Source organism: Candidatus Dependentiae bacterium (genome assembly GCA_013821315.1).
Taxonomy (GTDB): Bacteria; Babelota; Babeliae; order Babelales; family Babelaceae; genus JACDHA01.
In genome coordinates, this window is record JACDHA010000034.1 from 1 (window position 1) to 11,288 (window position 11,288).

The 11,288-nt window shown below is 36.4% G+C and carries 11 protein-coding genes; 6 read left to right on the forward strand and 5 right to left on the reverse strand.

From position 1 onward, the window contains the following. The coding region (locus H0X48_06360) for an ankyrin repeat domain-containing protein (protein ID MBA3954915.1) at positions 1-412 on the forward strand (412 nt) is incomplete at its 5' end. A gap of 17 nt (positions 413-429) precedes the next feature. On the opposite strand, the gene H0X48_06365 is transcribed toward H0X48_06360, so the two are convergent. Beyond that, positions 430-1,089 (reverse strand): fructose-6-phosphate aldolase, encoded by a 660-nt coding sequence (locus tag H0X48_06365; GenBank protein ID MBA3954916.1) that lies wholly within the window; start codon positions 1,087-1,089, stop codon positions 430-432. A gap of 116 nt (positions 1,090-1,205) precedes the next feature. Next, a complete protein-coding gene (locus H0X48_06370) occupies positions 1,206-3,656 on the reverse strand; it encodes a leucine--tRNA ligase (GenBank protein MBA3954917.1) in 2,451 nt (816 codons plus the stop codon). Positions 3,657-3,904: 248 nt separating this feature from the next. Here H0X48_06370 and H0X48_06375 point away from each other — a divergent pair, with 248 nt between their 5' ends. Then, positions 3,905-5,002, forward strand: coding sequence for an ankyrin repeat domain-containing protein (locus H0X48_06375; GenBank protein MBA3954918.1), 1,098 nt, complete (start codon positions 3,905-3,907; stop codon positions 5,000-5,002). A gap of 126 nt (positions 5,003-5,128) precedes the next feature. Further along, positions 5,129-5,746, forward strand: coding sequence for a hypothetical protein (locus H0X48_06380; protein MBA3954919.1), 618 nt, complete (start codon positions 5,129-5,131; stop codon positions 5,744-5,746). Between the two features lies 1 nt (position 5,747). Here the strand turns inward: H0X48_06380 and H0X48_06385 are convergent, their stop codons facing one another. Both H0X48_06385 and H0X48_06390 read right to left on the reverse strand, forming a co-directional pair. Continuing rightward, positions 5,748-6,746: a ubiquitin carboxyl-terminal hydrolase gene (locus tag H0X48_06385; protein ID MBA3954920.1), complete on the reverse strand. Its 999-nt coding sequence runs from the start codon at positions 6,744-6,746 to the stop codon at positions 5,748-5,750. 73 nt (positions 6,747-6,819) lie between these two features. Further along, on the reverse strand, positions 6,820-7,638 hold the full coding sequence (locus H0X48_06390) for a glycosyltransferase family 2 protein (protein ID MBA3954921.1): 819 nt from the start codon (positions 7,636-7,638) through the stop codon (positions 6,820-6,822). A gap of 229 nt (positions 7,639-7,867) precedes the next feature. On the opposite strand from H0X48_06390, the gene H0X48_06395 reads away from it, so the two are divergent. The 3 genes from H0X48_06395 to ndk (H0X48_06405) all read left to right on the forward strand — a co-directional run bounded on the left by H0X48_06395 (position 7,868) and on the right by ndk (H0X48_06405) (position 10,840). After that, entirely contained in the window at positions 7,868-9,784 is a 1,917-nt protein-coding gene (locus H0X48_06395; GenBank protein ID MBA3954922.1) for a 30S ribosomal protein S1, read from the forward strand. A gap of 19 nt (positions 9,785-9,803) precedes the next feature. Then, positions 9,804-10,214, forward strand: coding sequence for a nucleoside-diphosphate kinase (gene ndk, locus H0X48_06400; GenBank protein MBA3954923.1), 411 nt, complete (start codon positions 9,804-9,806; stop codon positions 10,212-10,214). Positions 10,215-10,297: 83 nt separating this feature from the next. Beyond that, on the forward strand, positions 10,298-10,840 hold the full coding sequence (gene ndk / locus H0X48_06405; protein MBA3954924.1) for a nucleoside-diphosphate kinase: 543 nt from the start codon (positions 10,298-10,300) through the stop codon (positions 10,838-10,840). A gap of 54 nt (positions 10,841-10,894) precedes the next feature. Here ndk (H0X48_06405) and H0X48_06410 read toward each other — a convergent pair. Further along, on the reverse strand, positions 10,895-11,288 hold a 394-nt coding region (locus tag H0X48_06410; protein MBA3954925.1), incomplete at its 5' end, for a hypothetical protein.

Sequence of the window (11,288 nt, forward strand, 5' to 3'; positions counted from 1 at the left end):
AGTGCCTAGACTTTCTAATGAAGATTACTCTACTAATATTCTAGTTAAAGCATATGTCGATCTTAAACGTAGACAATTACTGCAAGCAGCTGCTTATGACGATATTGACACAGTAACAGCTCTTCTTAAAAAAGGTTTTTGCCTAAACACATGTGATAAAGCAGGTAATACCTTATGGCATTATGCTTTTAAAGGTTCTGCTGGTAAAGCAAGTGCAAAAGTTCTTGAATTTTTAGCTACATTAGAAGGCACAGAAAAAGGCTTTAAGAAAGCAAATAAAGCAGGAATACCCTCTTTTGTTGAAGGCCTTATCTATAATAAAGACTTTACTCAACGGTTTATAGCTACTTATTGCAATAAACAACCTCAATGGAGTTATAAAGATATGTTATCTCATTGTTCGATTCAATAACTACCTTAAAGATTTTTTTAGGGGAATTTGCTTATACCCAGCTTATGCCAATCTTCTTCAAATTTAGCCATGCCCTTAGTTGTTAATGGATGGTCTGCTAACGACTCAAAAAGTGTTACTGGCAAAGTAGCTATATCAGCGCCCGCAAGAGCTACTTGATGTACATGCGAGACACTGCGTAGTGACGCTGCTAGAATTTGAGTCTTAACGCCGTAGGTGTTATAGATAGTGCGTAAATCTTTTATAAGCTGTAATCCATCAGAATCAATATCATCAAGACGACCAACAAAAGGTGATATATATTTTACGCCAAGCTTACCCATTAAAAGACCTTGAACAGCTGAAAACAATAAAGTAATATTAATACCTACTCCTTCAGCAACAAGTTTTTTAATAACAGGTAGATATTCTGTGTAGCAAGGAATTTTTACCACTACATTAGGTGCTATTTGTGCGATAGTTTTAGCTTGCTCGTACAATGCTTGAGGATCACGTTCAGTGACTTCTATGCTTACGTCATGAGGATAAACTGTCTTACAAATAGTGACAAGCAAATCACGCAGATTTCCGCTTTCTTTGCTTAGCAAAGTTGGATTGGTAGTTATACCATCTACAAGACCCGTTTGTATACCTTTTTTTATACTATCAACATTAGCTGAATCTAGAAATAGTTTCATGAACTTGTATCTTTCAAGATTAAGTATTTCTACTTTGTTCGCACTAAAGCTAGTGTAAAATAAAAAGAGCGACTACCGCAATAGTCGCTCTTTTTATTAAAATGTTAGCAAGTAAGTTACGAAACTATAAAGTTAATAAGCTTATCTTGAATGTAAATAGTCTTATTAATCTGTTTGCCTTCAAGCCATTTAGCTATAACCTCTTGTGCAGGAGCAGATACCTGATGCTCAGTTGCACCCACAGGCATTTCTAAAGTACCGCGCAATTTAGCATTAACCTGAATAGCAATAGTAGTCTGATGTTTAGCAGCTAGACTTGGCTCATAGCTTGGCCAGCTACAATCATCAACTGATTTATTGAACAGCTTTTCAAGCAATTCACTTGCCATAAAAGGTGCCATACAGGAAAGCATTACACACACTTTTTCAGCACTATCAGAGCTTAGTTGCACAGAATTATTAGCAATATCGTTCATAAATTCCATAAAAGAAGATATGGCTGTATTAGGCTTAAACAAGTCTATACGCTCTTGGAAGTCTTTCATAAACCGGTGTAGTCGCCGCGTTACTTCGTTGTCTTCTTGCTTATTAGCACTCAAAATAGATTCGGGCTTAGTCATATACGTCCATAAACGCATTAAAAAGCGCTTAATACCCTCAAGACCAGCATCTTGCCATTCACAATCAAGTTCTGGCGGTCCCATAAACAAAATATACATACGTAGCGCATCTGAGCCATATGTTTTTACTATATCATCTGGGTTAACTACATTACCTTTAGATTTAGACATTTTCTCTACATTACCAGATTTTTCAGAGTATTTATTTACCATACCCTGATTAAATAGCTGAGCAAACGGTTCATCAAATGATAAATAGCCCAAATGATACAACACTTTTACATAAAAACGTGCGTAGAGTAAATGTAAAATAGCATGTTCAACGCCACCAACATACAAATCTACTGGAAGCCAGTACTGCATATCTTCGGGGTTAAAAGCACCATCTTTAAAATCTGGATTTGGATAGCGCAAGAAATACCAACATGATCCAGCCCACTGAGGCATAGTATTAGTTTCACGTTTTGCAGGACCATGACATTTAGGACAACTAACATTTACCCACCAATCAATACCAGCCAGAGGTGATTCACCTGTTCCTGTTGGTTGATAATTTTCTACTTCAGGAAGCAGTACGGGCAGTTGATCTTCAGGCACTGGCACTACACCACAGATGCCACAATGAATAAGCGGTATCGGCTCGCCCCAATAGCGCTGACGAGAAAATATCCAATCACGTAGTTTATACGTAACTTTACGCTCAGCAAGATTTTTTTCTACCAAAAAGTCTGTAATTTTATTTTTACCATACGTATGAGCTTCTTGGCCACTAAAGCTTTCACTGTTAATAAGCCTACCGTCGCCTTCATAAGCCGTCGTAAGGGTACCATGAGCATCAAGCTGTATTTCTTGGGCGCTTATTACTTGTTTTATAGGCAGATTAAACTGCTTAGCAAACTCAAAATCACGTTCACAGTGCGCAGGAACACCCATTACAATACCAGTACCATAATCTTTAAGCACATAGTTAGCCAAATAAAGGGGTACTTGCTCATTGGTAAGTGGATGCACAGCATAAGCTCCAGAGAATATCCCTGTTTTTTCGTGCATATTTTTTAGTCGCTCCGTACCTGTCATAGAAGTAAACTGCTGCTGATAAGCTTCTACAACTGCTTGTTGTTTACCAGGAACAATTTTTGCTACTAAATCATGATCTGGTGCTATAACAATAAACGTTACGCCGTACAATGTATCAGCGCGTGTCGTGTATACGGGCAAATCTAGCCAATCACCATTAGTAAGCTGGCTTTTAAAAGTAACGTAGGCGCCTTCACTTTTGCCAATCCAGTTACGTTGCATAGTCTTAACTTTTTCAGGCCATGCAAGTTTATCAAGCCCCGATATAAGCTGTTCTGCAAATTGAGTAATCTTGAGCACCCATTGGCGTACATTTTTATGGAGCACCTCTGTACCACAACGCTCACATCCATTACCTACAACTTCTTCGTTAGCAAGCCCGGTTAAGCATGAAGGGCACCAGTTAATAGGCAAATAAGACTCATAAGCAAGTCCAGCTTTAAACATTTTTAAAAATATCCACTGAGTCCATTTATAATATTCTGGATCGGTAGTATTAATTTCTTTTGACCAATCGTACAAAGCACCAATTTCTTTAAGCTGAGTTTTAAAATGGGCTATATTGGACGCAGTACCACTAGCTGGATGAATACCTTTTTTGATAGCATCATTTTCTGCAGGAAGACCAAAAGCATCCCATCCCATAGGATGCAAAATATTATATCCTTCAAGCCATTTTATACGTGTGTATACATCTGAAAGTACGTAACCACGCCAATGACCAACATGGAGTCCTGAACCTGAAGGATAAGGAAACATATCCAAACAATAAAATTTTTTACCTGAACCAGTAGTCCTTGTCTGACCAAGCGGTTTGGTATCCCATAAGCGTAACCACTTATGTTCAACATCTTTTACATTATACTGCATAGAAAAGTACCTAAAATTAGAATTTATGAGCCTATCAAATTAAAAGAATAGTACTATGAAGAGTATCACAGTGGTCCAAAAATTCAACTTGCCCGCTCTTAATTACATTGAGATTTATTTCAATAATAATTTTTATAATAATATAATTTATTTAATTTGACAAAATTTTAAAATAGTTTTACTATTATGGTATACGTATCTCAACTTTCACTACACTACTATTTTAATTGTTATTTTAAAGGACCCTTATGTTTATACGCCCTTTTTTTATTACTTTTTGTATGTTACTTAGCCAAATAACTTATACTATGCAGTATGATCAACAGCTTATAGATGCTGCTAAAATAGGTGATAGAGCAACAATGCAAGACCGCCTTGTAAACCATGGAGCAGATATTAATGCTGCCGACCAATTAAATCCTTCAACAGTGCATACTGCTCTTATATATGCTATAGAAAATGGCCATACGCAAATCGTAAAATTTTTAATAGAAAATAATGCTGATATTAAAGGACCAAATCACTGTAAGTATGCAGCTTTAACAACTGCTATAAATTGCCATAAACTTGAGATAGTAACATTATTACTTCAAGCAGGTCTTGATGTTAACTACTCAAAGATGTGTTCCGCTCCTAATACTCCTTTAACTTTTGCTCTAGCACACAGTCACACTTCCGGCTCTCTTGGAGATCCAAAGCGCTTTACAAGTCATGTGGCAAGCAAGCAATGCATTGACTTAGCAGAACTCTTACTTGATTTTAAAGCCAACCCTGATTTAGCAGATCAAAACTACCATACAGCTCCTTTGACGTCAGCTGTAATGTGTAGATGCTCTTTGCTTGCTGAATGTTTACTTACCTATGACGCAACAATACCAGAAGTATTTGCTAACAATCCCGTGCTAATTAAAGCTCTGAAAAACCAAGCTGAACTTAATCAAGCAGTTGCTAATAAAAACTTTTTAGCAGTACGAAGTCTTTTACAAAAAGGCGTCTATTGTAATAAAGCAGCTAAAGCTTTTATTAATCAAAAATTATTTGATCTTATACAAGCTGATGACGTTGCTTCACTTATAAGCTTATTAAAACTTGGCTTTGGATTATATACATGTGATAAAGATGGCAATACACCTTTACATACTGCTATAGCATCAAGAAGCGATAAAGTTACAAGCTTGCTTATCTATTTACTTTATAAAACTCAACTCATTGATAAATATTTATTTAAGAAAAATAATGCTGGATTTACTCCGCTTGATTTAGCACTTCAAAATAACCACAAGATGGTTGCATTAATTGCAGGCATGGAAAGACCAGCAAGTACTGGCTGGTGTACTATCTCTTAAAAATAATTTATTGGTTCTGCATAAAGAGGTTACAGAATTATCTGTAGCCTCTTTTTTGTAACTGAGTAGTGCTGTCTAAGCAATCTGGTATACTGACAACAGTACATTTTTGCTTAAGGATTATTTATGAATACACAAAATCAAACACCTGTAGTACCACAAGTTCATGACGAACTTATCTTAGTTGTTAAACGCTCAAAGCTTTTTCCTGAAGGAGATTGGCAAGGCCTTAAACAAGTAGATTCTGAGCAGTATTTAGCTCTTATTGAACAAGAAAAAGAATTTTTGCCGCGATCACTTATGGAAACTGATCCTGTATATAAACAGATTATACCCTACTTAGTTTTTACGCATGAAGGTAAATATTTTTTGATGCAACGCCAATCAAAAGCGACTGAACAGCGTCTTAAAAACAAATACTCCCTTGGTATTGGTGGGCACATTCGCCAAGAAGATATCACCAGCTCAGATATTATAGATTGGGCTGCGCGAGAATTTGAAGAAGAAGTAGACTACCAAGGCTCTTATAGTGTAAAAACACTTGGTATTTTAAATGATGACTCTAACGCTGTAGGTGAAGTACACGTAGGACTTGTATTACTACTTACTGGTAATCAAGCAAGTATTTCTGTTAAATCAGAACTAAAAAGCGGCCAACTGCTTTCGCTTGAAGAATGTCTCACTTATTATGATTCAATGGAATCGTGGACACAAATAGTAGTAGATTTTCTTAAAACTAAATAAATTACGCAAATACATTTGAGGGACAAGAATTCTTGTCCCCACTTTTTTTATAAAATAATAGGTAAGGTGTTTGACCTATAGCTGACAGCTGAGTTTTAGCACATCCATACGTTTCAAAGTCTTCTATATAATTACACTGTGTTATACTAGCGTCGTTACAATAATGCCATATATTTGATTTAATATCTTTAGTATAAGCAACATAGTGTCCACCGTCTAATGACCCTATGTGAGCTACAAAGCCTACAAGTTGATAACTAGTCCGTTGGCCCTTACTTCCTGCTGGCACTTCTAGATTAGTAAGATTAACTTTAACAGGTGTTGTAATTTTTCTTAAAAGATTATCAAACCGTTTAAGTTGAACAACAAGTATTTCAGGAGCATTTTGTAAGCTGAGTTGTTTGGTAGCTTCATTTTTAGTTTTACACTTGGAACAGTAATACTTGTTATCATCTTTAAGATGCTCTGCAGCAAAAAAGTTCTCTAAACAGCCTTGCACCGATTGAGAGCAATTTAGGTCTAAATTTAACTCAGTAGCATGATCATAAGTTGTATATTTTGTTTTGCAGCTACTACATGTTACAGATGATTCTAAACCTACGCTAAAGAGCTTCTTAATAGAAGAGCTACTTTGACTTGCTTGTGCAATTACTGTATTGACAACCAAATAAGCATCTTCTTGGCTACCAGGTACAGCATCAATAGCCTGCCACATTTTTCTGCAAAAATGTAAAGGATTCACTACACTTTGATTTTCTGTAAGCTTTTTAGAAAGTATTTGGTACTCGTAAAGCAAACCAGGACTATAAGTACTTTTTAAGATCTCTCTATTAAATTGTTCTAAAGCAAAAAAGCATTGTAAAGAAGCATTAATGTAGCATGTGTTACCATTATTGATCAAACCGCTAGGCTTATGAGCACCTACAAATTGAGTTTGAGGAACAAAAGAAAACAGAACAAGCATACTGCGCCACAGCCAATAGGCTAGATAATTTTTCATATAAAACGCTTTCATCTAAAACAGCTATTTTATCTATTAGTATAAACTATTGTCGCTGCTAAAGAAAAAGCCTCTAAAAAGGAAGCTTGTTAAGTGGGCTATATGCTTTTCTTGATCGTATGACAGTTGCCAAATGAGCTTGTAACTTTTTATTGACTGTATAGTCACTAATACTGTTCGATCTGTTGTAAATATACAAACTATCTTTAATACAGCGAATATGACCTCTAGATGCCATTTCAATCATAGGCAACATAAAAGCAACATCTCCCGTCATAGTAAAAAAGTCACCTTTATATAATAAATCTTGTTTTTTTATCTGCTTAAATAGGCCTGCATAAAAAGTTTTCACATGGCTTACACGCCATATATCTTTACGAAACAAATTATTTTTTATTATATGTTTAGGATATTCAGAACAAAAACCTAGTTGCCCATCATCTGAGTTAGCATACTGCCCATAGGTTACCCATGCTTTCCTATACGCTTGGGCTACACGCTCTAAAACAGTATTAGAAGAAAGCATATCATCGCCATCGACAAGTACAATAATTTTATTGTTGGCACAAGAATGAACAGCAGTATATATATTATGTAAAGAACCTAAACGTTTAGTGTTATGCCATACAGTAATTTGATTTTTAAGCGGGCAATTTCGCACATACTCATCAACTATAATTTTAGTTTTATCAGCAGAACGATCATTAATATAGATAACTTCAAAATGTGGATAAGTCTGTTGCATAATTGAATCTAAATTAGCCTTACACCATTGTTCGTTATTATACGATGGTACAACTACTACAAATTCAGGCAATGCGTGTACAGACAAAAATAAAAAACTAACAATTAATGCTGTATACTGTTTTAATTGAGTTGTTTTTATTAGCATATCTCTCTCTGAATACTTCTTACATAGTACAGTACAATTTAAGCCAAAATAACAAAGCTAATGCATCAATAGCAACAGTTGAGCTATTTAAAGAAATTAAAAATTATTTGTCAATTTATCTATTACGTGTTATTTTAAAATAGTCAGGTTTGTCGTTGTATCTGTTTAACCCTGTTGCCTCCCTTTGCACGAAGATCTCGTGCTTAAAGCACTATTTAGGAGCGATTGAATGTCGAAAGAACTTTTAAAACCGCAACAGTTTCGTAGAGCTGAGTCTGCGTTTAACGACGAAGCATTTCAGCTTAACGAACAACAAAAAGGCGAGCTTTCTGCGCTGTATGAAGGCACTTTAGATAAATTTAAGCCCGGAAATATCATAAAAGGCACTGTACTTAAAGCAAGCGCAGATGGTGTACTGGTTGATATTGATTATAAGTCCGATGGCTTAATTCCTGTCTATGAATTTTCTGAGCACGAACTTAAAAAGTTAACCCCTGGCTCAGAAATCGAAGTTATTCTTGATGAATTAGAAAATGGTGACGGCAACGTAATCCTTTCCTATGAAAAAGCGAAAGCCATGAAGGCATGGGATCGCATCATGAAGCTTTACGAAGAAAACAAGCCTGTTGAAGGTATTGTTACTCATAAGGTTAAGGGTGGCTTGAGTGTCGACATTGGCATTCCTGCGTTCTTACCTGGGTCACAAGTTGATATTCAACGCGTTATGGATTTTGATCAATTTGTTGGTCAAACTATTACTGCAAGTATTATCAAGATTAACCCTAAACGTGGCAACGTTATTATCTCACGCCGTAAATTCTTAAATGAACAGCGTTCTGAAGTACGTAAAAAAGTACTTGAAGGATTGCTACCAGGACAAGTTATTCAAGGTGTTGTTAAAAATATCACCAACTATGGCGTGTTCATAGATATTGGTGGTGTTGATGGCCTTCTTCATATAACTGATATGACTTGGGGTCGCATTTCCCATCCAAGCGAACTTGTTAAAATCGGTGATACTATAACAGTAAAAGTACTATCATTTGATAAAGTTAACGAGAAAATTTCTCTTGGTCTTAAGCAACTTTCACACAACCCGTGGGAAGGTCTTGACCCTGCTATCCAAATTGGATCACGCGTTAAGGGTACTGTATCAAGTATCACTGACTATGGTCTATTTGTTGAAATTCAGCCTGGAGTTGAAGGTCTTGTGCATATTTCAGAAGTATCATGGACTGATCGTATAACTGATCTTCATAAGCATTTCAAAGTGGGTGAATCCGTTGAAGTACTTGTTGTATCACTTGATAAAGAAAATCGTCGTATGTCATTGAGTATCAAGCAACTTGAGAAAAATCCATGGGATGCTATCAGTGAACAATACGAAATTGGTCAAAAGATTAAGGGCAAAGTAAGTAATGTTACTGAGTTCGGTGTTTTTGTACAACTAGCTCCTGGTATTGATGGTCTTGTACATATTTCTGATTTCTCTTGGACTGAGCATATTGAGCATCCAGCTGATCGCTTTAAAAAAAGTGATGAAGTTGAAGCTGTTATAATCGGCATCAATAAGCAAAACAAGAAAATCTCTCTTGGTATTAAGCAATTAACACCAAATCCATGGGAAGAGATTGAAAAGAAATATCCAGTAGGCTCAACTGTTGAAGGCGAAGTATCAAAAGTGACAAATTTTGGCGCTTTTGTTAAACTACCTAGTGGCATTGAAGGCCTCGTTCATATTTCTGAACTGTCAGGAAGCAACGTAGAAAAAGTTGAAGATATTCTTAAAGTTGGTCAAAAGGCAACCTTTAAAGTAATCAAAGTAAGCCAAGAAGAACATAAGCTTGGTTTAAGTTTGAAAACTGAAGAAGAGCAACAACAAGCTGCAGCAGCGCCACAAGAGCCTAAACAGCCACGTGCACCGCGTAAGCAAGTACAAGCTGCTGAAAAAGCAGAGCGCTCTGAAAGACCAGAAAGAGAAAAACCTGCATCTACTTCTACCAGTACTGCACAGCGTAAAGAAAAGAGAACGCCAGCAGAAGCACCTACCCAAACAACCGGTGGCGCTAAAGCTAAATCTCAGTTACAGTTAGAACTTGAAAAACACGTTGCACGCCAGCAAGAGGCGCCAAACAGCAACGAATAACCTAAGGGAATAAGGCAGCATGGCTGAAAAAACATTTGCAATCATCAAACCTGACGCAACTACCGCTGGACACAGTGGCCAAATTATCAACATAATTGAACTTAACAAGTTCTCTATTGCCCGCATGCAAAAAATGCAGCTTACCCAAGAACAAGCTCAAGAATTTTACGCAGTACATAAAGAACGTTCTTTTTTTGGAGAGCTTGTAGATTACATGATCTCTGGTCCTGTTATTGTTATGGCACTCGAAAAAGAAAACGCAATTCAAGAATGGCGTGACCTTATGGGCGCAACAGATCCTAAAAAAGCTGGTGCAGGGACCTTGCGTAGAATGTTTGGTACCTCTATAGGTAACAACGCAACGCACGGATCTGATGCTCCTGAAACAGCAAAAGTAGAACTACAATTCTTTTTTCCTGATTTAGTATAACTAACAGATAAGTAATAGGGACGGTTGTTTAAGCCGTCCCTATTTTATTTAAAATTTTAATACACTAACGCGAAAGCATGAACATGAAAAAACTTCTTATTGGTCTTATAGCACTCGTAGCCCTTGCTCTTGGAGCTGCGTATATTAAAAATAGAAATCTTGCTATTTCTAATGCTCTTACTAACCCCGAATCACTTAAAGAGCAATTAACAACCCAAGTTGAAAGAACGTTCGGTATTATCAAACCAGACGCAGTAAAAGCTTTCCATGCAGGCCAAATTATTACTGCAATTGAACTTAACAAATTCTCTATTGTTGGCATGAAAAAAACTGTGCTTACTAAAGAACAGGCTCAAAAGTTTTATGAAGAACATAAAGAGCGCCCTTTTTATAATGACCTAGTAAGTTATATGACCACCGGACCGGTTATTTTACTTGCTTTAGAAAAACATAATGCTATACAAGATTGGCGTGACCTTATAGGCACCACCGATCCAGCACAAGCACGTATTGGTACTTTGCGTTTTATGTTTGGTACTTCAAAAAGCTCTAATGGCCTTCATGGATCTGATTCAGTTGAATCGGCTCAACGTGAATTAACATTCTTTTTTCCTGAACTACAGTAACAAAAAAGGGCAGACTTTTCTGCCCTTAACTTTTATCAAAATAAAGTAGATAATTTAATTTACTAGAGGTTGTTCACTGTCCTTAACAGGTGTAGATTCAAGTAATTGTTTGATAGCTAAAGTTGACTTATAGCTTTCTTTTAAATGTTGACCTGTAAAACTTTTATACAGCTGGTTGGCTGCTATTAAGCCAGAAGCTGTACTGAAAATAGCACTGCCTCCACCTCGTACAACGCCCAGTCTACTACCGTCAGCAAAGCCTATTCTATAACCTTTTTTCCATGAATCTGTTACGACCTCTTCCTCAGAGCTATCACTATGCTTTGGTATTATCTCTGCAAACACAATACTAAATGTCACACAAAGAGCTAAAGATACAGAACCTAAAATAATATTTTTATTTACATACTTACGCCATGAAGCTTGCTTTTGCTTGTTTTGTTGAATA